Origin of the sequence: Paenibacillus sp. EZ-K15 (assembly GCF_002573715.1) — a bacterium.
Lineage (GTDB): Bacteria > Bacillota > Bacilli > Paenibacillales > Paenibacillaceae > Paenibacillus_AQ.
The window spans coordinates 19852-46331 of sequence record NZ_PDHM01000003.1 but is presented as its reverse complement, the minus strand read 5'-3'; the positions used below and the strand labels follow the sequence as shown (position 1 = coordinate 46331).

Annotated in this window: 23 protein-coding genes; 7 read left to right on the top strand and 16 right to left on the bottom strand. The window is 50.2% G+C overall.

Features of this window, described 5'->3' with window-relative positions:
* Window positions 1-239 precede the first annotated feature (239 nt).
* The 5 genes from CRG97_RS00830 to CRG97_RS33935 all read left to right on the top strand — a co-directional run bounded on the left by CRG97_RS00830 (window position 240) and on the right by CRG97_RS33935 (window position 5055).
* Window positions 240-1247 carry a Bug family tripartite tricarboxylate transporter substrate binding protein gene (locus tag CRG97_RS00830; RefSeq protein WP_098741316.1) on the top strand — a complete coding sequence of 336 codons (1008 nt, stop codon included), beginning with the start codon at window positions 240-242 and terminating at the stop codon, window positions 1245-1247.
* A 63-nt stretch (window positions 1248-1310) separates the two neighbouring features.
* A complete protein-coding gene (locus tag CRG97_RS00825) occupies window positions 1311-1766 on the top strand; it encodes a tripartite tricarboxylate transporter TctB family protein (RefSeq protein ID WP_098741315.1) in 456 nt (151 codons plus the stop codon).
* Window positions 1767-1784: 18 nt separating this feature from the next.
* Window positions 1785-3311 (top strand): tripartite tricarboxylate transporter permease, encoded by a 1527-nt coding sequence (locus tag CRG97_RS00820; RefSeq protein WP_098741314.1) that lies wholly within the window; start codon window positions 1785-1787, stop codon window positions 3309-3311.
* 36 nt (window positions 3312-3347) lie between these two features.
* Complete coding sequence (locus tag CRG97_RS00815) at window positions 3348-4769, top strand: NAD-dependent malic enzyme (protein WP_098741313.1); 1422 nt, start codon at window positions 3348-3350, stop codon at window positions 4767-4769.
* Window positions 4770-4926: 157 nt separating this feature from the next.
* Entirely contained in the window at window positions 4927-5055 is a 129-nt protein-coding gene (locus tag CRG97_RS33935) for a hypothetical protein (protein WP_272914341.1), read from the top strand.
* A gap of 122 nt (window positions 5056-5177) precedes the next feature.
* On the opposite strand, the gene CRG97_RS00805 is transcribed toward CRG97_RS33935, so the two are convergent.
* From CRG97_RS00805 to CRG97_RS00740, 15 genes are all read right to left on the bottom strand, one after another.
* Entirely contained in the window at window positions 5178-9512 is a 4335-nt protein-coding gene (locus CRG97_RS00805) for an S-layer homology domain-containing protein (RefSeq protein ID WP_098741312.1), read from the bottom strand.
* Between the two features lie 36 nt (window positions 9513-9548).
* Window positions 9549-10598 (bottom strand): peptidylprolyl isomerase, encoded by a 1050-nt coding sequence (locus CRG97_RS00800; RefSeq protein ID WP_098741311.1) that lies wholly within the window; start codon window positions 10596-10598, stop codon window positions 9549-9551.
* A 207-nt stretch (window positions 10599-10805) separates the two neighbouring features.
* Window positions 10806-11930, bottom strand: coding sequence for a glycoside hydrolase family 88 protein (locus CRG97_RS00795; protein WP_202618845.1), 1125 nt, complete (start codon window positions 11928-11930; stop codon window positions 10806-10808).
* Window positions 11931-11964: 34 nt separating this feature from the next.
* The gene (locus tag CRG97_RS00790) at window positions 11965-13830 is read right to left on the bottom strand and encodes a DUF2264 domain-containing protein (protein ID WP_098741309.1); all 1866 of its coding nucleotides are present in this window, start codon (window positions 13828-13830) and stop codon (window positions 11965-11967) included.
* Between the two features lie 30 nt (window positions 13831-13860).
* Window positions 13861-15465, bottom strand: a complete 1605-nt coding sequence (locus CRG97_RS00785) for a helix-turn-helix domain-containing protein (protein WP_237566240.1) — start codon at window positions 15463-15465, stop codon at window positions 13861-13863.
* Complete coding sequence (locus CRG97_RS00780) at window positions 15434-17248, bottom strand: cache domain-containing sensor histidine kinase (RefSeq protein ID WP_237566239.1); 1815 nt, start codon at window positions 17246-17248, stop codon at window positions 15434-15436. Before CRG97_RS00780 ends, CRG97_RS00785 begins: the two co-directional genes overlap by 32 nt.
* Before the next feature lie 116 nt (window positions 17249-17364).
* On the bottom strand, window positions 17365-18726 hold the full coding sequence (locus tag CRG97_RS00775; protein WP_098741307.1) for an ABC transporter substrate-binding protein: 1362 nt from the start codon (window positions 18724-18726) through the stop codon (window positions 17365-17367).
* 130 nt (window positions 18727-18856) lie between these two features.
* Entirely contained in the window at window positions 18857-19678 is an 822-nt protein-coding gene (locus tag CRG97_RS00770) for a carbohydrate ABC transporter permease (protein ID WP_098741306.1), read from the bottom strand.
* A gap of 29 nt (window positions 19679-19707) precedes the next feature.
* Window positions 19708-20616 carry a carbohydrate ABC transporter permease gene (locus tag CRG97_RS00765; RefSeq protein ID WP_098741305.1) on the bottom strand — a complete coding sequence of 303 codons (909 nt, stop codon included), beginning with the start codon at window positions 20614-20616 and terminating at the stop codon, window positions 19708-19710.
* Window positions 20617-20843: 227 nt separating this feature from the next.
* A complete protein-coding gene (locus CRG97_RS00760) occupies window positions 20844-21395 on the bottom strand; it encodes a GNAT family N-acetyltransferase (RefSeq protein ID WP_098741304.1) in 552 nt (183 codons plus the stop codon).
* 43 nt (window positions 21396-21438) lie between these two features.
* A complete protein-coding gene (locus CRG97_RS33430; protein WP_237566237.1) occupies window positions 21439-21750 on the bottom strand; it encodes a GNAT family N-acetyltransferase in 312 nt (103 codons plus the stop codon).
* A 30-nt stretch (window positions 21751-21780) separates the two neighbouring features.
* Window positions 21781-21933 (bottom strand): hypothetical protein, encoded by a 153-nt coding sequence (locus tag CRG97_RS33425; protein WP_237566236.1) that lies wholly within the window; start codon window positions 21931-21933, stop codon window positions 21781-21783.
* An 18-nt stretch (window positions 21934-21951) separates the two neighbouring features.
* Window positions 21952-22728, bottom strand: coding sequence for an aminoglycoside 3'-phosphotransferase (locus tag CRG97_RS00750; protein WP_098741303.1), 777 nt, complete (start codon window positions 22726-22728; stop codon window positions 21952-21954).
* Between the two features lie 169 nt (window positions 22729-22897).
* Window positions 22898-23236 carry a DUF2642 domain-containing protein gene (locus tag CRG97_RS00745; protein WP_098741302.1) on the bottom strand — a complete coding sequence of 113 codons (339 nt, stop codon included), beginning with the start codon at window positions 23234-23236 and terminating at the stop codon, window positions 22898-22900.
* A gap of 120 nt (window positions 23237-23356) precedes the next feature.
* Window positions 23357-24175 carry a methyltransferase domain-containing protein gene (locus CRG97_RS00740; RefSeq protein ID WP_098741301.1) on the bottom strand — a complete coding sequence of 273 codons (819 nt, stop codon included), beginning with the start codon at window positions 24173-24175 and terminating at the stop codon, window positions 23357-23359.
* A gap of 183 nt (window positions 24176-24358) precedes the next feature.
* Here CRG97_RS00740 and CRG97_RS00735 point away from each other — a divergent pair, with 183 nt between their 5' ends.
* Together CRG97_RS00735 and CRG97_RS00730 are read left to right on the top strand one after the other, a co-directional pair.
* On the top strand, window positions 24359-24811 hold the full coding sequence (locus CRG97_RS00735) for a GNAT family N-acetyltransferase (RefSeq protein WP_098741300.1): 453 nt from the start codon (window positions 24359-24361) through the stop codon (window positions 24809-24811).
* An 83-nt stretch (window positions 24812-24894) separates the two neighbouring features.
* Window positions 24895-25377: a spore coat protein gene (locus CRG97_RS00730; RefSeq protein WP_098741299.1), complete on the top strand. Its 483-nt coding sequence runs from the start codon at window positions 24895-24897 to the stop codon at window positions 25375-25377.
* Window positions 25378-25504: 127 nt separating this feature from the next.
* Here CRG97_RS00730 and trxB read toward each other — a convergent pair whose 3' ends face one another.
* On the bottom strand, window positions 25505-26458 hold the full coding sequence (gene trxB, locus CRG97_RS00725) for a thioredoxin-disulfide reductase (RefSeq protein ID WP_076326141.1): 954 nt from the start codon (window positions 26456-26458) through the stop codon (window positions 25505-25507).
* Window positions 26459-26480 lie beyond the last annotated feature (22 nt).

Sequence of the window (26480 nt, the reverse complement as noted above, 5' to 3'; positions counted from 1 at the left end):
TGTCGCCATAAGCGCAGCTCTGATTTTCCTATTGTATTCTAGATCACACATGTGACAATAGTCTCTGGAAAAAATCGGTCGTAAATTTTATGAACAAAATTAGCGAAATGATGTTTTTTCAACTTATGTCGCAATTCTGTTCAAGCCAGACGCTCGATGATAATATGAAGGAACTTCAATTGGGTAAGCGCTTACAAGTATTGCGAACTCTCGCACAACGATAAGGAGGAAACTTATCCATGCTTAAACGAAACGGCATAAAAATCATAACCGCTGCACTTGTCCTGGCCATGAGCCTGACAGCCTGCAACAGCACCGGAAGCAGCGCCGGCGAATATCCGAAAAAACCATTTATCGTGACCGCGCCTTCTGGCGCCGGCGGTGGATGGGACAAAACCGCACGTTCCCTCACCAAAGTACTTACGGAAACAAAGCTCATCGAACAAACCATGACGGTTGAGAACAAGCCCGGCGGCGGCGGGACCGTGTTTCTCGCAGAATACGTGGCAAAAGACAACAAAGATCCCTACAAGCTGTTCGTCAGCTCTCCGCCAATCCTCATCAACAACTTGAAAAAAGAAGGGAACAGTCCGTTCGGCTACAAGGACGTGACGCCGCTCGCCCAGATGACCAAAGACTTCGGAGCGATTGCCGTACCGGCAAACTCCAAATTCACTGACCTGCAATCGCTGGTCGACGCGATCAAAGCCGATCCGACTTCCGTCACACTTGCGGGCGGTTCCGCTCCAGGCTCGATGGACCACTTGATCAGCGTTCTACCTGCATTCAAATCCGGTGTAGATCCGAGAACCGTGAAGTATTTATCCTATGATGGCGGCGGCGAGGCCATCGCGGCCCTCCTCGGCAACAATGCCGACGCGATCGGCACGGACATTTCTTCGCTCGGGAGCTACCTGAAAGCAGGCAAGATCAAAATCCTGGCGGTTACCTCAAGCGAACGCCTGGGCGGAGACTTTGCAGATGTACCGACTCTGAAGGAGCTGGGTCTGGATGCCGAATTCACCATCTGGCGCGGTGTATTCGGTCCGAAGGAACTGTCGGAAGAGCAGCTGGCCTTCTGGGACAAAACGCTGAAGGAGCTCTCCGAGAACGAAGTGTGGCAAAAAGAGCTGGTTGCCAACGACTGGGCAAGCGAATACCGAAACGCCGCTGACTTCAAAGCATTCCTTGAAGAACAGGAGCAAGACGTGCAGGAGCTGCTCACAGCGCTAGGCATGCAGAAGTAAGCCTTGGAATTGAGGGAGCGGTGCGCTCCCCTCTCCCGTTTCATCCTTGAGGAGGTGTCAACCTTGAACAGAACGTTTGACCGCTACGCCAGCATCGTATTTCTGCTCCTTGGCATCGGCTTTATGTGGCAGAGCGCCAAGATCAGCGCATCCGCATACGGGAGCACCGTCGGCCCTAACATATTCCCGTTTGGTCTCGGATTGGCGCTTACGCTGCTAAGCATTCGTTTGTTTTATGAAGCCTTGAAAGCCAAGCCGACGGAAAACCATGCAGAGAAGCTGGACTACAAACGCTTCTTCATGATTTTTGCAGCAGCGTTTCTCTATGCCTATTTCCTGGAATTCATCGGATATATCATCGGCACCTTCCTGTTCCTCCTGTTTGCGTTTCAGACACTGGAACGAGGCAAGTGGCTGAAATCCATTCTAATCTCCGCGCTGTTCTCCGGCGGTGTGTACGTCATCTTTGTTGTCTTGCTGGAAGGCTCCATGCCGGGCTTCCCGTCTTGGCTATCATGAGCATGGGAGGAATCTACAATGAACGTTCTGGATTATTTGGCGGATGGCTTTATGACCGCCTTGCAGTGGCATAATCTGCTCTTCGCCTTCATAGGCGTGCTGATCGGCACTTCGGTCGGCGTGCTGCCCGGCATCGGTCCCATGAGTGGCGTCGCGCTTCTGATCCCCGTCACCGCCTCCATGACTAGCGGCTTGCCGGCGGAAGCAGCAGCAACCAGCTCCATCATTCTCCTCGCAGGCGTTTATTATGGGGCCATGTACGGAGGCTCTACAACTTCGATCCTGCTCAATACGCCCGGAGAGTCCTCGTCTGTCGTGACGACGCTGGACGGCTACCAGATGGCGAAGCAAGGCAGGGCAGGCCCGGCCTTGTCCATCGCTGCGATCGGCTCGTTCGCAGCCGGGCTCTTCGCGCTTGTGGCATTGATCGCGCTTGCGGAGCCCTTATCCAATGTAGCGATTAAATTTGGCCCGGCCGATTATTTCTCGCTCATGCTGCTTGGACTCTGTGCAGTAAGCGGGCTTGCAGGCAAATCGATCACCAAGGCGCTCATCATGACCGTATTCGGTCTGCTGCTCGCTACCATCGGCATGGATACCGTATCCGGCGTCGCACGGTTCACCTTCGATATCCCTATCCTGTACTCCGGACTGGAATTTCTAACGATTGCCGTCGGTTTGTTTGCCCTTGGCGAAGTGTTTAAATCCATCCTGGAGAGAGACTACGCAGCAGGTCCAACTTCCAAGATCGGTCGCATCCTGCCGACACGTAAAGACCTGAAGGATAGCGCGGGGCCGATTGCCCGAGGCTCGATCCTCGGCTTCTTTATCGGTATTCTGCCGGGCGCCGGTGCAACGCTTGCTTCCTTCTTCAGTTATATCGTTGAGAAAAAGGTAAGCAAGCATCCGGAATCCTTCGGCAAAGGCAACATCGCTGGCGTTGCTGCGCCCGAGTCGGCCAACAATGCGGCATCCGGAGGCGCTATGATCCCGCTGCTGACGCTGGGTATTCCCGGTTCCGGGACAACTGCCATCCTGATGGGGGCGCTCATCATGTACAACATCCAGCCAGGCCCGCTGCTGTTCGAGGAGCATCCTCAAGTTGCGTGGGGACTGATTGCGAGCATGCTCATCGGCAACCTGCTTCTGCTCGTACTGAACATGCCGCTGGTCAAAGTATTTGCCAAGGTCATCCAGACCCCGGCCAAATATCTCATTCCGATCATCATTGCCATCTCCATCTTCGGCGTTTACGCCGTACAAGCGCAGATCTTCGACCTGGTCCTGCTGCTCATCTGCGGCATTGCCGGCTTCCTGCTGGCTCGCAATGACTTTCCGCTCGCCCCGCTGGTACTCGGACTCGTGCTGGGTCCCATGATCGAGAACAATATGCGCCGGGCGCTGACCACGTCTAACGGCGATTTTATGATCTTCCTGCAGAAGCCAATGTCGCTGGCATTTCTCATCATCGCCCTGCTCTGGATTGTCGTTCCGATTCTACTCAAGCGAAGAGGCAAGGAAGTTGTCGTGAACGAAGAAGGCTAACCATCATACGTATATCGATAGCTCAAGGAGGCAGTCATGAATACCAGCAAACTAGGCGGGAAAAGTGTCATCGCTAGAATTGAAATGAATACGGAAGAAGCCAGCTTCGGTCAAGTAACGGCCGCCATCTTTGAGGCTGGCGGCGACATCGTGGCCATTGACGTCATTCAGACGAGCAGGCATACCACGATTCGCGACGTCACCATCACGGTAATCGACACCATCGACATCGACATTATTGCCGAGCGCATTCGCAGTATGTCCGGCGTTCAACTGCTGCATCTATCTGATCGCACCTTCCTGCTGCATCTTGGAGGAAAAATTGAAACCAAGCTGAAAGCGCCGATCCAGAACCGCGACGACCTCTCCCGCGTGTATACGCCGGATGTTGCTCGCGTATGCATGGCGATCCACGAAGAACCGCGTAAAGCCTTTACGCTCACCGTCAAACGTAACACCGTGGCCGTCATCTCCGACGGCAGCGCCGTCCTGGGACTTGGCAATATCGGCCCCTATGCGGCCATGCCGGTGATGGAAGGCAAGTCGATGCTCTTCAAGCAGCTGGCGGACGTGGACTCCTTCCCGATCTGCCTGGATACGCAGGATACCGAAGGCATCATCACCGCGATCAAAGCGATCGCCCCCGCGTTTGGCGGTATCAATCTGGAGGATATCTCCTCGCCGCGATGCTTTGAGATTGAGCAGCGCCTGCGCGAGGAATTGGACATCCCGGTGTTCCATGACGATCAGCACGGAACGGCCGTCGTCCTGTATGCAGCCTTGATCAATGCGCTGAAGGTCGTCGGAAAAACCGTAGAGAATCTGAAAGTTGTCGTCTGCGGCATCGGCGCCGCGGGCGTTGCCTGCAGCAAGATCCTGATGTCGGCTGGCGTGAAGAACATCATCGGCGTCGATCGCCTCGGCGCGCTGACCGCCGATCAGACGTATGACCATCCCATGTGGCAATGGTATGCTAACCAGACCAACCCCGAACGGCGTTCCGGATCACTCCAAGACGTCATCCAAGGCGCCGACGTGTTTATCGGTTTGTCTGCCGGCGGAATCCTGAAGAGAGAGGATGTTCAGGCGATGGCAGCGCGTCCTATCGTTTTCGCGATGGCCAATCCGATCCCGGAGATTCTGCCGGAGGAGGTGGAGGATATCGCGGGCGTCATTGCAACTGGCCGCTCCGATTACCCGAACCAGATTAACAACGTGTTATGTTTTCCCGGTATTTTTCGCGGCGCCCTGGACTGCAGAGCCTCCGCCATTAATGAGGAGATGAAACTCGCCGCAGCCGAAGCGATCGCTTCGGCGGTCACGGACAAGGAACGGAGCCGGCATTACATCATCCCGAGCGTATTCAACCAGCAAGTCGTCAGCGGCATCCGGGACCTTGTCATCCAGGCAGCCATCCGAACCGGGGTCGCACGCCGTATTCCAAGGGAATACCGCTAACGATTACGATTACGATTCCATGAAACGGGGAGGGTGCATGAATGGGAAGCAGCATACGAGCTATCGTGGACATCAATATGAGGGCGAATGATTTCTCATCCAGCATCGTACTCGTCCTTGGACCGGATCATACGCAAAAAGCATACTGGGTCTAAGCATGACACTGTACCGCAACCAAACGTACCTTCTCTACGTTTACGGTCCGGACCAAATGAAGACGAAAGCTGTTATGCTGGAAGTATTCGCCAAGCACCATCTTCAGCTGCAGCTGAAAGAGGATCCCTAAGAGTCGAGCAACCGAAATCGAGCTTGGCCCGTACGATATGAAAGCTGAAGAAAAGAGCAAGAGTGCACGGTCCTAACAGGAACCGTACTCTCTTGCTCTTTGCATGTACGCTCGGCTAAGGATTACTCGCCGAGGATTGCAACAATCAAACTGACAGATTCAGCGCGGGTCGCATGAGCCTTTGGAGCGAACACTCCATGGCCTCTGCCTTGGATCAGTTTCGCTTCAACAGCTGCTGCTACGTAAGGCTTAGCCCACGCAGGGATTTGATCTGCATCGGCAAAGGAAACCTTCGCTTGAGGGTCTAATGGAAGCTTCTTTGCTCTGGCGATCATGACAGTCATCTCCAGCCGGGTCAGCTCTTGGGCCGGCCGGAAGGTATGATCCTCATAGCCATTCATGATCCCGGCTTGAACAATTCCTGTAACAAATGGTTTCGCCCAAGCAGGAATCCCGTCCGCATCTTCGAAGCTTATTGTCCCCTGCTGACTCTGGCCCAATCCCAACGCCCTTCCTAACAACACTGCAAACTCGGCACGCGTAATCTTGGCGTTGGGACGGAAGGTATGATCTTTATATCCCTGGACCCAACCAAGCTCAACCGCCTTTTCAATAGCCTTTGAAGCCCAGTGTTTACGAATATCCTGAAGATGCACCTCCAGCTTCGGAGGGTTCGGTTTCTCAGCTTCTCCCTTATCATCTTCTTCGGCTTCCCTGGACTCCTCCTCCGGGTTCCCGGTCTTCGGAACGGTTGGGGATGGGATCGTCGACGATGTCCCTCCATCCGATGAGCCGCCGCCAGGCTCCGTTACGATTGCGGCTGTTCTGATGGTCATACTCGGCCCGTCATGGCTCCACTCACCCTTACTCCCTGCTTCAACCTTGAAACTGTATATGCTGTCAGGACTTAGGCCTGTGACATGATAACGGTATACTGACCCGGTTACCGTGGCTAATTCATCCCCATTCCGAGAAATTGTATAGCCTTCAACTTGCTCTGCCTGAACCTCACCTGACCAGTGAAGATGAACACTGGTGGCAGAGACATTTTCAGCTGTAAGTATGCCTCCTGACCAAGAAGGGACTTTACTTCCTGGAATCATGCTCCCTTTAAACTCCGCAAGGGCCCCGTTTAAGGCGTTGATGGCAGCCTGGACGTCCGCTTGCGTCACATCCTCATTCATCATCACGTCTTCTGCCGCCTGAATCGCATGATGGAACCGCAGCATGGCCTCCGGCGGATATTGTCCAGGCTCTACTCCCTCCACAGCCTCGGCATACACCGATTTGGCCACGGTAATCGCTTCGTTTAAACGACTTTTATCCACGGGAGCTCCCGGGTCCACGATCACCAAGGACTGGAATGCTGCCACAGCCGCTTGAAGTGCAGTGACGGCAGCGTCGATTTCATCCTGCTTCGCATTTGCCTGGTCCAGCACTACATTTGCAGCTTCGATGGCATCGAATAACTGGAGTTTCGAACCTGCTGGATATTGTCCGGGCTCAGTTCCTTCCACGGCCGGATCATATACGCTTTGGGCGACGGTAATTGCCTGTTCCAAGGCGGCTCTATCCGTTGTCTGATGCACGGACAGCGTGAGTTTCTCAGCCGGTTTCGTCACCTTGTCATCCGTTGAAGCATACTTGATATTGTCAAAGGCAAAGGTACGGCCGTTCGCGCTGTCCCACAGGAAGCCAAGCACAATTCGGTCAAAATGAGTGATGGCCGTCGTCGTTTTTACCAAATGGCCGTCCAGATACATTTTCAACTCGGTTCCTGAGGTATAGTCCCATTTCAGCTCATGCCAGCCTTTACTACGCTTAATGCCCGTTTTTTCCCATGCCGTTGAAACACCGCTTGCCCTCACGGAATAATAGTCCTGGGAGCCATAACCCGGGTTCCCATCATACAGCAAGCCCATACCGGCTAGCAGCTGGCTTCTTGCGTTTCCGACATGGGCAACAACCCGGGTATTCCCCGATTTGGAGCCATCGTCATACAACATCATGGTTACAATACCTTGCTGCGGTGATCCGAACAGCTTCTGTATCGCATTGCTGCCATTCCCTTTTACAAATAAGGCGCTTCGTTCTCCTTGATAAGCCACTCGATCAGAGATGACCCCTGTCTCAATCGGCGTTCCGGTCTCCGACACAAAGTCTCCCCAGCCCGCTTCAAAGCTCTGTGAATACTGAATATCACTGTATTCTTCTACATCAGCCATGACTTCTATCGCGTCCATACCGGAGATATCACCATTTGCCGTTAGAATTCCGGTTTCCTGATCCACGGTGACCCGATCCTGGTCCGTCCTGTATTGAACTTTGTAATAAGGCGCATGTTTCAGGGTAATGCCTTCCTCTGTCACGCCGTCAATGCGGAGCTGTACGGATGGATGAGAATCCGATATCTCCACTTGATCTGCCCCAACTTGATACGACTTCAGCATGGATGGGGGGTGAACCGTAACTTGCGCCTCCGCGTAAATTGCAGCATCGAACGTGCTTTCCGCCCTGATGCTCGCTGTACCCGGATTCAACGGAGTGATGAAACCCTTCGCATCTACTGCCGCGATTTGCGGATTGCTGCTGGACCACTTCACCCCTTTGAACCATGCGTCTCGAGGTGTAAACTCTGCTGTTAACGTTTGACCCGCCTGCTGGGCATACAAGTCCAGCTTGTCCTGATTCAGTTCCATCGACGTTGGCAGCACTTCAGGTACCTGATGAGCAGGTGCATCCCTCGAATATTCATGCGCACCGATATCCGCTTTGGCATCAATCAGAGGATTTTCGTAAAAGTCCTTATCTGCCATGCCCCATACCGTAGGTGTATATGCGCTCATATCCAGTCCTGCATTAATGGCCGGTGAATCCGATAACAGCTTATAACCATTCAGTTTCTCCGCATCGAAGAGACTCGCATCTGCCTGAATAATATCTTTCGGTTCTTCACCCGGTCTGGCGAGTTTCGGGCTTTCAAAGATATTGTCCTCTACAACTGCGCCAGGGAATACAGTACCCTTGATACCCGTTCCCGGATAAAAGATATTGTTCTTGATCTCCCCACCGGAGAAGGAGGTCGCACCCATTGGAGTATCTGCCTTGGAGTAGAAGATGTTGTTATAGAGCCGTGCATACTTGCTCGAAGTATTAAATATTTTGGTCGAGATATTCTCGTCTGTAAAAAATGTATTATTATGAATCAGTGGTGCATATTGTGCCTGTGTCGGTAAATAATGCAGCAGGTATCTGCCGTCTCCGTCATTCACGCTGATATTGTACCGAGCCACAGAATTCGTTGAACCGTCCATAAAGAGAATAAAGCCCCCGCGATTGCTGTGACTGTAGTTGTATTGGTACAGCGCTCCCTCCGAGAACATATCCACGTCAAAGGCCTGGCCGTCGTTATACCCGTACACGCCTCCGTACACTTCGTTATACTGCATAACCATGTCCTTGACAGCGATGACCCATAGCCCCGCATAATTGACATTCCCTACGTCTTTGGCCGAATGCTTGACTACGGTGTTGTATTCCATTCTGCCATTCTCGCCGACGTTGCTCATCACAAAGCCATCGCCCTGAACTTCTTCTACATAATTGTTTCTGAAAATAATATCTTTGAAGACTCTCGGAAAATTGGCTTTAATATCGCCTTCTTTATAAAGCCCGGCGTTGCGTATCCCTTCAATATCCACCCGCTTCACGATATTGCCCTCAACGAGGACGTCCGTAATATTACCGAGAATCAGGATTCCGCCGCTTCCGATTTTCCAGCCCTTTGGATTGCCGTTCACGTCATGAATATAATTATTCTTGACGACAATCCCCATGTGAGGATTCGCTTCCCATTCCGATACCGTAGTAGAGGCTGTGCGGATATTGATGCCCGCTCGTTGCGAGATGATATCCGGATGGTAGTTGGTCAGCTCAAAATTGGAAAACTCCAGATAGCTGCCATCCACTACATCGATGGTGGCCGACATCGTCTTATCCGAAACGCTTTTGTAGTTCTCTATAATCGCAGATCTCTCCGTGGTGGTTGTGCCGTTTCCGTTAATAACCGGCCGGCCATGCCCCTCAATATCGCCATAACTGCTGAATACAATCGGTGCATCCTCCGTGCCGGATATTCCCCGAAGCTTGAGTGATCCATTCCACACATCCCCAGCTTTAAATAAAATATGATCACCGGGTACATAATTCATGCTATTTACTTTCTCGAGCGTTCTCCAGGACTGGCTCTCCGACTTTCCGTTATTGGCATCATCCCCATCCGAGCTGACATAATAGACCGTTCCCGATGCAGCCCGGACAGACGTCGCTGCCTCCAAGGATTCTGCTGCGCTTACCCGATTCCCTTGCAGATCGGGAAATCCCAGGGAAACCGCCAATATCATACTAAGATAAACGGTGAGCAACCTTCGCTTGCTGTTTCTTTTCCCATGATTCATTACATCATCCTCCTTACAATCTTTTGGTTATCAGAATTAGAAGGAAATCGACCTCAGCACCTCCTCGTTGATCCGAATGTTAGCATCGTGTAACTTCTGACTTACCTGCTGTTCCAGCTGCTTCTGAATGTATAGTTGAACCAGGGACGTTTTAACCTGCTCATACGGCGCATAGCCTTTATCCCTGGTATCGAGAAGCCTGATCATCATAGAGCCCTCCGCATCTTGTTGAATAGCGGTAAACTCACCCGGCTGCGTGGACGTCAGCACATCGTGTAGATAACGCGCTGCATCATCGTCTTTGGATTTGGTGTCTATATCCAGCGTGTCTTTCTGCACCTTAAGGCCTGAGGGGCTCAACCTTGCGATAGCTTCCTCAACACTTAACTTCTTAGAGAGTACAAGCTCCTGAAGGGTATTCAGGGTACGGGAGGACTCCGTGCCTGAGGCCGTTACTTTTTCATAAACGAACGCATACCCCAGATGAAAATATTCGGGTTTAACCTCTTCATAAAGGGCCTTCAGCTCTTTATCGCCAAGCGAACTCCTTGTTTGCTTAACCAACGTATCGATTAATCTTTGATAATTCATGCTCTGCGTGTAGGAGTAAAATGGCTCGGCACCATACTGCTGAGGACCATATATCGGCTGCCCCTCCCGAATTTTCTGTTGTCTGGTTTCATTTTCCGCTGCCAGATTCCTTAAGAAGGACGCATAGGATACATCCTGGATGATCCCGTGCTGCTTCATCAGGCTCTGTTCGGTTTTTATACGCGCTACATCCTGCACCGTTTTTTGCCTGGCATAATCAAGCGGTGTTTCTCCCTCATAAGCAGAAGTCCAAAAGTCTTCACTATAATCGGCATTGTATTTCTGCTTGAAGTAGCTGGTAGTCCATGCTTTATTTTGCTGTAAAAAAAATTGGAACTCCTGAACCGTAACGGGCTCATCATCAATCGTGAGAACGACTTCATCCGCTGAAGCTCGCATCTCCATGTTCAAGGCAACGGCGATAATCGCGGTTGCCACAACAAGGCTAACCAACAGGAGTATGAACGTACGGGCTATAGGCCTTTTCCCAAACATAATCTCCCCCCACTCTTTTGTAAGCCCTTACATTTAGAATCAACCTTATTATAGGAAAGTAAAAAAACAGATATAATGAACAAATTTGACGGATGCCACACGATTTTTACCTCTTTGATTCCGCTGCCTCGTCCCGTTCGTCTGATCACAAAAAACCTCTGCAGGCAGATCGCCGACAGAGGTACATACCCGTTGCATATTTCAGCTTTAAGATTCGTACCAATAGCCTTTAATTCCTTGTTCAAGCCGGACCAGCGCTTCCAAATAAAAATAATCTCCCCAGATCATATAATCATCCGGCGCCCTGTCCCCCCTCACATGGTAAGAGCCGTGCTTCACCAGCCCCTCCGCATCCGGCAGGTCCATCGTTGAATAATGCTCCACCAATGCGCTCATGCTGCGGTTCAACGCATCCTCGAACAGCGCCCGGTCCGAATCATGGTCTTCCATAAGCTCCAGAAGCTCCAGCAATCCGCACGCTGCGATAGCCGATGCCGAGCTGTCGCGCGGTGTGCCCTCCTCAATCGGCACATCAAAATCCCAATAGACAACCGCATCCTCAGCCATACGTTCGATGAAATATCGGGCAAGACGCTTGGCCGTATCCAAAAATGCCTCATGCTTCGTATATCTGTAAGCCAGTGCAAAACCGTATATCCCCCAGGCCTGACCACGTGTCCAGGTCGATCCGTCTTGGTACCCTTGATGGGTACCGCCCCGAAGTGCGTTTCCATTGTTAACGCCAAAATAGAACGTATGGTAGGAGGACCCGTCCCCACGCACCAGAAACTTCTGGCTCTGCAAAGCATGCTTCATGGCAATATCATAATACTTCGTTTCACCTGTCTGCTCATGAGCCCAAAACAGCAGTGGGAGATTCAGCAGACAATCGATAATCATCCGTCCCCCGTTCTCAGGATCATCCGCTGGGCCCCATGCCTGTATAATTCCCATTTTCGGGCGCCACCGTGCCAGCAAGGTATCCGCTGCCTGCAGTGCCGTCATACGAGCCGCATCGCTCCCCGTTACACGCCACTGCGCTACCGCAGACAGTGAATATAGAAAACCGATGTCATGATGATCCAATGCCACATGCCGATCCAGCCGATCCTGAAAATTGGTCAGGTAAGACTCAGCCGCCTCCTTATAGAAGGGATCTTGTCCATACTCGTAGGCAAGCCACATCATCCCGACATAGAACCCTTCGATCCAGTCGTTATTATCGCCCCACTCGTATCGCTGGCCCTCGATAATATGCGGCAACTTCCCCGGATGCTTCCTAATATTTTGCTTGATTTTCTGAATGGCATCGTCAATTGCGCTTTTCCACATGTTCATCCTCCCCTTGCTCATATGCTTGTTTGTGCTATATGACTAAACGAAATAGGACGCTTCCGTTCTCGGCATCCATAACGACGATGTTTCCTTCGAGTGTGCGCTCTACAATCGGAGGCAGGTCGTAGCGTCTCCGATTGTCCTCGCGGTTTGAAGCTCCGTATACGGCCGATATCAAAACATGTTCGCCCGGCTCCAGCTGGACGGTTAACGTCGGAATCATCGTTCTCGGCTTGAGTAGGTTCGTATTGGCCTCCGGGTAAACCATGACCGCGCCACTGTATCCCTGCACATTTACGATTCCACTGATTCCACCCGGCATCATCGCAGCCATCCGCTCAGGTTCCGCCTTGACCGCCTCGATCTCGCTTAGGGCAAAATCAGTCATCCTTCCCACGGCAAATCCGCCCTCAGCCGCAGTTAAGCAGCGGCTTGAATGGATATGGTGAATCCGTATATGCCACAGTCCGGCAGGAATCAGCCATGTCCGCACTTCGACATCATGCCAAGGAAGCCATCTGGAGTATACATACTGCTCTTCGATGCGGAACTCCTCGCAAAAGCGCCGTACACGATAATGCTCATCGCATTCGCTTAGAGCCAGCATCGAATCATAAGCCCCCTGTCCGAGGCCATAATACCCTTTGGGAACGCTGAAACCAAATCGAGTAGAGTAGGCGAATTTTGCATATTTGGCTGCACTGTGTGCCATATCAAAGTTAGCCATTTGACCGGATGCCAAAGCCGTTATATGCCCATCATCCTCCGGTTTGCATACCAGCATTCTGGCATGAGGCTGGGATGACACCGGTTTCAAGTTTGGCAAGGGCTCCTCATCCACGGTCCAGAACGGATGATCATCCGGCAAATCCAATATGAGAAATGATTTAAACGCCCAGTATGGTGATCCTGGAGCGTTGTAGCTCTCTCCCATGATCAAATTGGGGTAGGCGTATCCGATACTTAACAAGCCGTCTATCGTAAAGATGGGCTGGGCAAACCACCACCGCAAATGCCTCATAATGATCCCTTTGATCACACCAAGGGAGAATGGCTCGACGCCGGCGTATACGAGTGCACACCAGAAGGAGACCTGGGCGAAGCGATAGGTCTGGCTTCGTCCAAAGGGAAGACTGCTTCCGTCCTCGGCGAACCAATAAATGAATTGCTCTGCAAACATCTTCGCCCGCTCCTTATAAATCCGTGCACGTTCAGGATCGTCATGCTCCATCAGCTTCGCGTAGATCAGCGTATAGAAGTGCATAGCAAACGGAATATAATAATCCCGCTGGTCCGTCTTGCCGTCGGAATACCATCCATCGCCTAAATAGTAAGTATCGATGATATCGAGATACTCATCTATAATGGCTTGATTGTAAGGCATGCCCACCTTCTTGAAGCCCATATTTACAAGCACCGTAAACATCAGCCAATTGTTCGGATTGGAATGATCCACGAGGTTGATCTGATTGAGCCACCGGTACAGCCGCTGCTTTTCCTGCTCCTGCAATGGCTCCCACAGCTTATGTGGAGCAAGCGCCAGTCCAAATCCGAATACCGCCTGCTCGACCATACGCTGATCCTGGGTCGTAAACTCTCCCCAATATTCGGCATGCTTCGGGTCCGTACCATTCACGATGCCCTTCAGGTACAGGGGCCATAAATCCGATTCGCCTCCCCCGCTCGCATGGGGGATCAATCCCCATAACGGTCTGGCAAAAGCCTCCATAAGTGCGATGGCGTCATTATGTATGGCTGCTGTTGATCCAAGCGTTAGTCCGGCATATCCCGACGTGAACCGCCGCTTCAAAGGCTCCAGCGTATCCAGCACGGCCTTTTGCAGATCGGCTTTGGTGCGAAGTGGAAAGCCTTGTAACGATCCTTGTGTCTGTTCCATGATCTCACTCTCTCCTCCTATCGCTAAAAATTAACTCCAAGACGTAAACTCGCTCGGCGTCATGCCAATTTCCCGTTTGAACAATTTGATAAAATAGCTCTTATTGGCATAACCCAGATAGTCCGATATTTCCTCGACGGTCTTATTAGACTGTTGAAGCAACTGTTTTGCCTTCTGGAGTTTGACCATATTGACATATTCGATAAAATTCTGGTTCGTTTCACGTTTAAACAAGCGGCTGAAATAGCTTGAGTTCAAATTTAAATAACCCGCCATCTCTTCAAGCGTCAATTTCTCGGTCACGTGCTGAATCACATATTTCTGTGCCCGGATGATCTCAGAACGCTTAGAGCGGATGGATAATACGCTTAATCTGCGGGAGAGCTCCGTTAGATATGCCATGATCCAGCTCCGCAGATGTTCCATGGAATGAATATCGTTGATCGCGTCATACAGCTTCTCTTCGGTTATGCTGTCCTGAACCTGTAATGTCACTTTCGTTTTCATCTGTAAATCCATGAGCAGCTGCAGCACCCATTCTTTCACATCCGCAGGAGGGAACCGGTTCGTCTCCACCCATGCCGCCCATTCCTTTACAATCTCCTCTACGTGCTCAGGCCGATTCAAGGCCAGCATGTCATTGATCCGCGAGAAGAATACGGCATACTCTCCATACATATCTCCGCTGGTGAAGGACGCCTTCTCGTACCGGCAGATGCTGGATTCCTCCAGATAGAAGCGATGGCTCCATTCCTTGAGCATGGGCATTAATATAAGCCGAAGCTCTTCAGGTGCTGCGGCTTCCCTTCCCAATAGGCAGGTAACTGATATTTTCAAATATTGTTTCATGGCCGTTATCGCCCGCTGCAGGGAATAGTAGAGTATCTGCTGTTCCTTAACAGGGTCCTCGCAACAGATGAAAACAACCAGTTCTTTGTTGCTGTAATGAAAAATAACGCTGCGGTGCATTGAATCGAGCACTTCCTGCAGCACATTTTCGACCGCGAATGCAATCGTATAATCGTTCATTTTGCGGGTCCTTGAAACTTCGGGCATGCGGTCGATAGAAACAACGAAAGGCAAGTAATATCTGGCCTGAAGGTCGACACCATTTAACCGGGCATGCTTAATCCATGCTTCCTTTGTCCAGGATAACTGGTACAGGGTATCCTTCAACAATTGATCTTTTAGCGCGGACCGGTTGAGCGATTCCTTCTGCATATACATCATCACTTCTGCCGCTTTGTGCTTCTCCTCGCTCAGATCAACGGCGATGTTATGCAGCAGCTGCTGCAGCTGCTCTACATCCAAGCTTTCTTTTAGAATATAATCACTCACTTTGAGCTTCATAGCTTGTTGCGCATAATGGAACTCGTTATGACAGGATAAAATGACGGCTCGAAACAAGGGATTCACTGTGTTGAACTTTTCAAGCATCTCCAGGCCATTCATCTTGGGCATCCCGATATCCGTAATAATAATGTCAGGCTGCTTAAGCTGCGCATCCTCCCAAGCCTCCAAGCCGTTCGAGTAACAACCGATCAATTCAACACCCAGCTCTATCCACGCAATGCTTTGTGACAAATAGCGTACAACAGGATAATCATCGTCCACCAGAATCGCTGTCAACACCATGCTCACCTCTCTCCACCTCGAATGGAAACTTTAACGTGATGTTTGTTCCAATGTCCTGCTCACTGTGAATCTCCAGTTGGGCGTTCGTTCCGTAGATCAGACGAAGGCGCTGAAATACATTCTTGACACCAATGCCGGAAAATCCCTTTTTGGCAGGTGCTGCTGCTCCCTGAACCGAGTCCACATTGGCGCGCAGCTCTTGAAGCGTAGCCTCACTCATACCGATCCCGTTGTCACGGACCGTGATGCTGATGTCGTTGGCTCCTTTTTCAGTGATATGGACCGCCTCAATGAAGATGACCCCGGCAAACTGCTCATAGCCATGAATAATAGCGTTTTCAATGATTGGTTGAATCATGAAGCGCGGAACTAACGCTTGCTCGCAGCCTGCCTCGTAATTCACCTCAAGTCTCACCTGGTTGGCATGCCGGAAATTCATGAGCCGGATATAGTGATGAACCGTCTGCACCTCTTCATGAAGCGGAATAAATTCATTATCGCGGTTAATCGTCATGCGCAGCAGGGAAGACAAGGAAGCAATCAATTCGGCGTTCTCTTTATCCCCTTCGATCAGTATGTTAAGCCGGATGGAATTCAGAAGATTAAACATAAAGTGCGGGTTGATCTGAGCCTGCAGCATCTCCAGCTCGGCCTTTCGCTTCTTGGCCTGTTCCACGGTAATTTGCTCGATATTGGATTCGATCCTGTCCAGCATATGATCAATCGTCCGTGCCAGCTGAGTCACCTCGTTGTTGCCGCGTATGCCCGAGCGGATATCCAGCTGCCCCCGGCCAATGCGGGTTATGAAGCTGCTTAGTTCCCTCATTGGCTTCGTAAAGGCCGAAATCAATACCATCAGAAGAAGACAGAATAAGGTAAAGAAAAGCACCTGCAGCCCAAAACTGATTAATAAAATCTGTTTATACTTGGAGACGGCTGATGATAACGGAATTAAGCTGACCAGATTCCAAGTATTCGGACGAATGGACTGCTCCGCGTATACATATTCCCGGCTGTCCATTTCAATCGTTCGTGCAGGCTCATCCTGATTCCACCAGGTCATCCTGCTTCCGATAAGGGACGGATCGGAGTGAGAGATAACCACACCCTTCTCGTCCAGCAGCATCATATCCTGGTCTGAATTAGAGCCGCTCTGAAGATGGCTGCGGATCTTACGTTCATTCACGCTGATGATGACATAACCGATGATGCTGTTGGAGGAGGTTCTTATCGGTCGCCCGATCGTAATCAGATAGGAATCCTTGTCGGCAGCATTAAAATAATTGTCCTGTAATCCCACCCAATAAGTTGAGAACGAAGGAATTTGGTTTAGCTCCGCGAACCACGGCTGCTTGGATAAGATGGCCGGATTAAAGTCGTTGTGCGAATAATTGGTATATGTAAAATCGTTCTTTCCAAGGATGGTGACATAATAATCATCATGCTGTCTAAAGAGCTCATCGAGCAGCCGGATCAAGCGGCTGTAGTTTACAAGGATCTCATTCTTGTATTCCTGCGTGCCCTGCTTCTGCCTGGACATAATTTGCTGTCTGATCTCCGAGTTCGTCAGCACCATGTTGGACAGCTCCAATGTTTGATCCAGAACGCTATTCACATCGGATTGAACCGCTTTTAGTGCATCCTCAGAGCTCACAATGGCCCTATCCAGCAGAAGATCCTTGGTTAAATAATTGGTAACCCAATATATTCCGCCCAGAGGGAGCAGAAAACATAACAGTGCTGACCAGATTAATTTTTTTCGCAATGAAAATTTGGGAATCATCACAGATGCAGTCCTCAAATCTTAATGAATTGGAATAGGGAAAACCTGAGTTTTCCCCTTAACCATCCTCGTATCCTGTTAATGCATTAGGCATATCACATTCTTGCGAACTCAGCCTAATTTTTATTACTATTTACAACCTCGGTAATCTTCTGATCGATGCTGTCGATCGTTTTGTCCAGATCATGCTTATTCAGAATATACAGCTCCGCTTCCGGAATCACAACATTCTTTGCTTCCTCGGCATATTTTACAGGCACCGGAGCTGATCCTGGCACCGTGTTATTAATCGTATATTTCAGTGACTCCACATCGATCTTCGATGGATCTTTCGAGGAGCCTACAATTGTATCGATCAGCTTATCCGTATCCGACTTGGCCCAGCCGGAGAATACTCTTCCCCCTATTTCGAGACCTTCGGACGTATACCATCTGACGAATTGATACGCGGCCTCCTTATTTTCGGATTTTGCTGCCACTGCCATATATGTCGGTTGTACCGGGGAGTAATGTTTGCTTTCCCCTTCCAGTTTAGGCAGAGGTGCAAATACGGTTTCGAAGGTAGCCGGAATGGCGTCCGTTCCCCCAGACTCCGCCACCATCCAATCGCCCATAGGGAGCATAGCAGCAAGCCCGTTGAAGTATTGATTACGGTAAGCCAGCTTTTGCGAAATAATATCTTCGTACGGGTTCGCACTCTTATCCTCATACATCATTCGCTTCATCATTTCCAGATTAGCTTTCAGCAGTGGGTCCTTCGCATTGGATGTTCCGTCGCCTTTAAGAAACGTGTTATCAGACGGCTTACTCATCAATTGCAGCTGGAAGTAATCCGGCCAATTGTGCAGGTAAGCGCCATATCGTTTCTCGACACCGTCCCCCTTGGTCAGCTTCTTCGCGTAATCCTCAAACTCTTTCCACGTCCAGTCCGTAGGGATCGGCAGACCCGCTTCCTCCAACATCGCTTTGTTCATGATAACGAACCAGCGCTGCATGGAGGATGGCAGTGCGTAAATTTTGCCGTTGACTCTGGTATCCACCAAGTATTCATCATCGTATTGGTAGCCATCTTGTTCTATGTAGCTCTCGAGTGGTTCAAAAAGCCCGATATCTGCCCGCTGCGAATAATTCGTATAAGGAAGCTCAACGATGTCCAGTTGGTCATTCGAAGCGGCCATCAGGTCCAGTTTTTGCATGGAAGCAAGCGAATCGCCCTTCTCGTTCAGTAGATCCAGCTCTACCTTGATGTTTGGATACTTCTTCTCAAACTCGGGAATAATCTTGCTCCATTGCGCTTTTGCATCTGTCTGCCACGTGCTTAATTTCAACACAATTTGATCAGGTGCTGCTTCCTTGCCTGAGTCTGCGCTGCCTTGAGCGGCCGAATCAGACGTCGTGCTGCCTCCACCTCCGCAAGCCGAAACAACAAGCGCAAAGGATAAGCTTAACAACATCGCCGATAATCTCTTGATTTTCATATTGACCCTCCTCGAAAGTAACTGCTTCCCGTTATTCATAGAAGTAAGTGCTTACAAAATCATCCTATCATGATCGATCTTTTAGCGTAGTTCCCTATTTTTACGGAAGCCAAACTATTTTGACTTTTTATCAGCCCTTGACTCCGCCAAGCGAAATGCCCTCGATAACCTGCTTCTGACCAATCGCAAAAATGATAAGCAGAGGCAATATGGCCGATACGGCGCCAGCCATCATGAGGGAATATACATCCCCATATTGGTCCCCAAAGAGTCGGATGCCGAGCTGGATCGTAAACAGATCTTTGGACTTCAGGAAAATTAATGGATACTGATAGTCGTTCCATGTCCAGATGAACCGGAGAATAGCGTAAGTAGCGACACCCGGACGGATAAGCGGAAGAGCAATCTGCCAGAAGGTTCGGAAGTGACCCGCCCCATCCATTTTGCCGGACTCGATGTATTCATTGTTTACGCCCATGAAAAATTGTTTCAACATGAATGCCCCAATAATACTGAAGCTGTTCAACAGGATCAGACCCGCATGGGTATCAATCAGATTCATCCAATTGAACAATAAGAACTGCGGTACCAGCGAAGCCTGCGGCGGAACCATGTACAAAGCCAGAACAAGCACAAACATGGCATCTCTGCCGCGAAAACGCAGCTTGGAGAAGCCATAGGCTGCAAGTGCGCATACAAACACATTAATGACGGTCGTAGCGATCGTGATATAAATGGAGTTCCAATAATAACGTACGAACTGTCCGCTCCATACCGTCTGGTAGTTCTCTACGGCATTCCAATTTTTCGGGATCCATTCAATCGGAAATTTGAACACATCCATCTCCGGTTTAAAGGAGGTTGACAACATCCATACAAACGGAAGAATAAACAGAACACCGATTAAGGCCATAACGATCGTCCAAATCAATTTGGATATATTTACTTTCATGGGATACCTCTCCTCTCATTGAAATTTGCTTAATAGTTGACCCACTTCTTCTGAGCTAGCATCTGTGCACCCGTGATCAGCAGACAGATCAGGAACAGGATCAGAGCCATACTGGAGGCATAACCTGTCTTTAGTTGGTTGAAGGCTGTATCGTACAACTCATATACGATGACGGTTGTTGAATTAGCCGGTCCGCCCTGTGTTAACACTTGGATTAGATCGAAAATCTTGAAGGTACCGATGATCCCTGTCACTAATAAGAAAAAGGTGGTCGGCGATATGCACGGCAGCGTAATGCTGCGGAATTTTACCCATGCATTGGCTCCATCAATCTCGGCAGCTTCATACAGGTCTCTTGGGATGGACTGTAATCCGGCAATATAGATGATGATGTTGTACCCTAATAGGATCCACACCTGAATCATCATCAGGGACGGCAGTGCAAAATCGATATCCGCAAGCCATTTCGGCGGATTATCTATCCCAAGGGACATCAGCGACTTATTCACCGGGCCAAGAGATGGGTGGAATAGAACCTGCCACACCATGGCGACGGCAACAATGCTTGAAATATAGGGAAGAAAGTAAATAACCTTAAAAGCACCCTTAAGATAGACCTGCCGGTCAATCAGTACCGAAAGTACCAAGGCCAAAATCATGGTAACAGGAACGGTAATAATGAAGACCAGATTGTTAACCAAACTTTGCACAAATGCACTGTCCTTGAATAGGGTGACGAAATTACTCAGTCCTGCAAATTTGATTGCCCCCATCCCGGCTACGAAGTTCCAATTCGTGAAACTTAGCAGCAAAGACCCAATGACAGGGATTAATGTCAAAATAAACAGCCCAAGCATTAAAGGAGCAACAAATAAATATCCGGCAATTTGCTCTTTCGCTGCCATGCTAAGATGGGCAGATTTGTTTGTTCGTTTCATACGTCTCTCCTCCTGGGCATTTTTGCTTAGCACCACATTTCACTTGTATCTCTATTTGAGACCGATGCTGTTGAACGTAGAATCTGGATACCTCCATTGTAAAAAAGTCGCTTGCCGCTTATAAGAAAGAGAAATGTGCATTTTGGAACGAATTTTACTTTTTGTGCGTTTGCGCGGAGCAAAAAAGGATGAGCCACACTGGCCCATCCCTCTATGTCCAAATGTATTTAATTTCGCTCCGCCCGATATTCAATAATCCAGCAGTCTCGCAGTTCTCCTTCATGCTGTTCATGCTTCTCCAGCAGCCTGATCTTCCGAAAGCCGCACTTCTCGTAACAAGCAATCGCCCGTTCATTCCAAGCCTGCGGGTCCATCACGATCCAGTCAGCCTGCCTTTGAAACACGAGATACTCCATCATGGAAGTCACGAGCTTCGTACCGATGCCTCGATTCCAATAATCCGGCTCCCCGATGAATTGATCCGTGGCGAATGTTCTGCAGTCTGCATCACTCCCGTTATACCCATACTCGCCTAACGTCTCTTCATCCAGAAGATAAAACTGGATATACCCGATCGGTTTCCCCTCATACTCGATAATACAGCGGGTCTCATCATCATCCACATAGAAATGCTCCCGCACCCGCTCCACGTCATGAGGATTATCCCGTCCCTCGTAATACTGCAGCACATCCGGATTCGACAACCAAGAAACTAAGGATAATTCATCTTTCTCCTCCAGCTCGCGAACCGTAATCGGTCCAGCCTCGTACACCAGCATCGTGATCCCCCATCTTCATTATTTAATCCCCAATTCTCGTGTTTCAGATTACATCCGCAACCATCGTGATAGATGTTCCGCTCACGCCTACCTCCTGAAATCCGAAACGCTCATATAATTTCATAGCGGCCGTGTTCTCGGGAGCGACGCTTAACGATACCTTCTGGATCCCCTGCTCCTTCATTCCTCTGAACATTTCCTTCATCAGGGCGGTTCCAAGCCCTTGCCCGCGGGATTCCGGCAGCAGCGCCATGCCCAGTTCCGGAATGTCATCACTCACATAACCGAACCCTTTGTTCTCTTCATCAAAATGACGGATCGTAATCGAGCCTATCGGCTTGCCTGCGGCATTCACGGCAATATAGCCTAAATCGCCCGCTCGCCCTCAGTTCTCCACATATTTTTTCATAAACGGTTCCTCGAGGATATCCCTGCTAAAAGGCTCCTCTCCCTCGGGCACATACAGAGACTGGTACAGCATTTCCCGCAAAAAAGATTCATCCTCCCGGCCAGCGACTCGAATATGATATGAATTCATGTGCATCTCCCTCTCCACCTAGATACTCTCTGTCAGTGCAGTCCATAATGCCAATCTCTCCGGATCGACATCGTTCCGGCCGTAATGGTCGAGAAAAATATCCTTGTAGTCATCGCTCCCCAGGTTATATCGCAGCGTCCATATTCCCCAATAGAGGTCGTAATGAAGGTCTCCGATCCCGCCATAACCCAGATCGATAAAACCTTCAAGCTGGAAATTCCTCATAATCAGATTCGGTAGACAATAATCGCCGTGAAGCAGCACATCATGGTCCTCCGTTCCCTGCAGCTTCTCCAGGCTTAATAGAGCCTGTTCTCTTCCGCCCGGAAACCCTTCGATATCTCCCGCTTTGTTCATGAAACTTTCCCGATACTCCTGGATAAGTTCAGCCGTTCGATTCGGAAATGGACAGTCGGCAGCAGATATAGAATGGAGAAAACGCAAACTCTCCCCGAACACGGCAGCCAGCCTCTTCGGATCTTCCAGATGTCCCCCTGATACCCCATCATCCCCTTGCAGGGCGACGGTCAGCAGGTAATCGTTCTCGCCATGCTGCTCATAAGCCAGCACCTTGGGAGCCAGACCTTTTCCGTGGAGATAATCCGACATCAATCCTTCTCTCTTAAGTTCATCCCGTTTCGTTATCTTTAAAAACATCGGTTGGTTCGCTCCCTCGATGTACAGGGTTTTGGCCTGTTCCGAGGAGCTGCTGTCATAGACGGCAGCTGTCTGAATATAGGGCTGCAAGCTAACAGGCAGCGTTTTTATGTCGAATGGAATGCGCACTTTTTTCATCGTTCCTCCACACCGACCCGTCCAATCGGTCGGCCTCAGTCCAATAGAATAAAGACGTCCCCATCGGAACGCCTTCGGACCTGTACTGTATGAATTGGCGATTTGCCGGCCTAATCCTTCCCTTCCAGCCGGTAATTTTTCAATTAAACTATTTTTGCTCACCTGTTTATCAGAACGGAACTCCCTCGAAGTACACCACCTCGGCCAGACGAATGTGCAGTGCCTTATTATCCCCAACCGTCAATTGGAGATGGTCCACTGCAACTGCGGATAAGATCCCATCGACTTTCCCCGCGGTGGTCATGATGACTACCTTGGCTCCTTTATGCCGGAGCAGATGTTCAATAAATACCGGTTCAACCAACGTTGCGTAATGGGCTGGCTGCGGAATTGCCGGGGTACGAGGCGCGTAATACGGTGGTATAGGTTGGGGCGGGGGATAAGCATAGTAACCCGGTGCATAACCCGCAGGCGGCGCTGGATAACCAAAATGGTTATGGTTGTTCATGAAAGACCTCCCATGCCAATATTAATCCTACACCCTTATGTATGTCTGGGAAGGGGCCGCTATGTTAACCATCCTCATATTTGTACGAAAAAGTTAGAAAACCGCCTAACTCGCCTTCCATTACGCCTTCTGTGCAATCAACTTACTCATCGCATGCCGGTGCGGTATACCTGACGAATTGCAATCAAAAATGACCTCCGGGCAGCTGTGAATCAACCAATCGTGATAATGCATCATAAGCTCCCCGGATTTCCAGTCGTAAGCGTACGGCTCATCCTCGGGAGGAGGCGCAATGAACGGCTTTTGTACGAACACATTAAGGCAATGAAATCCCTCTGCCGACGTGAATTTTTTATAGTTCGTAAAGATTTCTTCACGATACTCGGGTCTGATATAATGCAGAACGCCGCTGGAATACAACACGTCAAACTCCGAGTCCAGACGGTAATCCGAAATATCCGCCTTGAATACGTTCACGTGTACTCCGGTGTTATCAGCCAATCGCTTCGTTTTCTCGATCCCCGCATCCGATATGTCGAATGCTGTGACCTCATAGCCGTTACGGGCAAAAAACACGGCATCCTTCCCTTCCCCGCACCCGATATCCAGCAGCTTTACCCTTCTTGTGGGCGGGATCATTTCAAGCACCTGGTAACAGGCCGCGTTCGGCTCCGTGCCCCAATAGTACTCCGGTGTTTTGTACTCCTCTTCATATATGCTGATCGGCTTGCCCGTCGAAGAATAACCAAACAACTTATCGATGCTGACGTTCAGCAGCCGGGACAGCTCCGGAAGCAGCGCGATATCGGGCATGGTCTGTCCCGTTTCCCATTTGGATACCGCCTGGAAGGTAACGCCCAGTTTGTGAGCCAATCCCTCCTGGGTGAGCCCCCGTTCCTTTCGGTAACGATTAATATTTTTGGCTAACATGTCTCTCATATGGATCACGCTCCTATATAACCTCATTGTAGGGGCGTTGCGTAAGGCATACAATAACCTGGTTTTTGAATCCCGGAAGAATTCAACCGTCAGTTGAAATCATCCAAATCCAGGAATTCGGTGTCCAGGCATGTTACAATAAACCTGTTTTAAAATCACTATAGATATATAAGGAGAACGCTCGTGAACATTAGAAAGCTGAATACTCATGAAAAACCCCCTATGGACCTGCTGCTGCTTGCAGATCCATCGTTAAGGCTGGTAGATGACTATGTAAAGCGCGGTCATTGCTATGTGGCTGAAGAGGACTCGCATCAGATCGGGGTCTACGTCCTGCTGCCTACAAGGCCCGATACGATCGAGCTGGTTAACGTTGCAGTAAGCGAGAATCTGCACGGCCAGGGCTATGGCAAACAGCTTGTGAATCATGCCATCGGGCAGGCACGGGAACTCGGATATGCAACGATTGAAGTGGGCACAGGAAGCACTGGCGTGGCGCAGCTGGCGCTGTATCAGAAATGCGGATTTCGGATGACAGGCATCGATCGGGACTTTTTCGTCCGCCATTATGATGAGGAAATCTATGAGAACGGCATGCGACTGCGTGACATGGTGCGGTTGGCGCAAGATTTGTAAGGCTCGGGGCTGGGCAGATGCACCCTTCCTCCATCCGGTGAATAGGCTATCGCATATTGATTTTGGAGGAGAACCTATTGAGCATGAGTCAAAATCCGAGGCATCTCGCTTGGCATGAAACGCTGGAGATTCATGAATTAACCGCTTTTCAGGCAAATAACCTGATGGGGTTCAAAATGTCCTTGCGTGATATCAAAGACCCGGAGCTCCATGGGCTGTACACTGAAGCGATCCACGGAGTGGAACAAAACTTGCGAGAGCTTTTACCTTACTATGCGGAAGCGCCAACAGGAACCCGCAGCCTTTCCGGCGACGATTTGACGGCGTATTACGCAGGCCATCTGCTCGGCTTTGCCAAAACCTCTGTCCGCAGCTACGCCATTGCCATTACCGAAGCGGCAACGCCAAGCGTAAGAGAAACCCTGCAGAAACAGTTGAACAAAGCCATTGACCTGCACGGGAAGATCTTCTACTTTATGTATGTACGCGGTCTGTATCCGTCTTACAATTTGAAGCAGCTGCTGGAGAATGATGTGAACAATGCCAACAAGGCATTAAGCCTGTAACCTCCCAGCAAAAAAAGCCCCGGGCTACACAAGCACAGGTTTTTACGAGATAGTCTCGCCAAAACCGTCAGCTGTATAGCTCAGAGGCTTTTTCTATTTTACATATCATCCCTCAAAAAATCAGAGATTATTTATTCAGCGTTTCGCTCCAGTCATGCACCATATGGCCCTCGAGATATTTCTCGCAGTCCATAGCGGCCATACAGCCTGTGCCTGCAGCCGTAATAGCTTGGCGGTAACGGGTATCCTGGACATCGCCGCAAGCGAATACACCCGGAATGTTCGTCTCCGTCGTACCCGGTTTAACCAGGATGTAACCAGTCGGATCGGTCGTAATCTGATTGCCAAGGAAACCCGTGTTCGGTGTATGGCCGATAGCCACGAATACGCCTTCCGCTTCAATCAGTTCGTCTTCTCCGGTCTCGTTGTTGCGGACCTTCAGCCCTTTAACACCGGTTTCGCTGGTAACCACCTCAACCGGCGTACGGTCCAGAGCCCACTGGATCTTCTCATTCTCACGTGCACGATCCTGCATGATCTTGGATGCACGCAGCTCGGTACGGCGGTTCACTACCGTTACGCTGGAAGCAAAACGCGTCAAGAAGCTGGCTTCCTCCATCGCGGAGTCGCCGCCGCCGATGACAATGATCTTTTTCCCGCGGAAGAAGAACCCGTCGCATGTGGCGCATGTACTTACGCCGCGACCAACGTTCTCCTGCTCTCCCGGAATTCCGAGATACTTCGCGGAAGCTCCCGTCGATATAATAACGGACTCAGCCAGAAGCTCGCCCATGCCCTCGACATTCACCTTGAACGGACGCTCGGAGAAATCAACGGACTCGACCCAGGCACTCTTGAACTCTGCACCGAAGCGCTCCGCTTGTTGACGCATATTATCCATCAGCTCGGGACCCATGATTCCTTGCGGAAATCCAGGGAAGTTCTCAACCTCCGTCGTTGTCGTAAGCTGACCGCCCGGCTGCATTCCCTCGATAACGAGCGGCTTCAAGTTCGCGCGTGCCAAGTAGATGGCTGCCGTCAATCCGGCAGGTCCTGTTCCGATTACGATTGATTTGTACATAGATACGGCCTCCTTTAAGGTG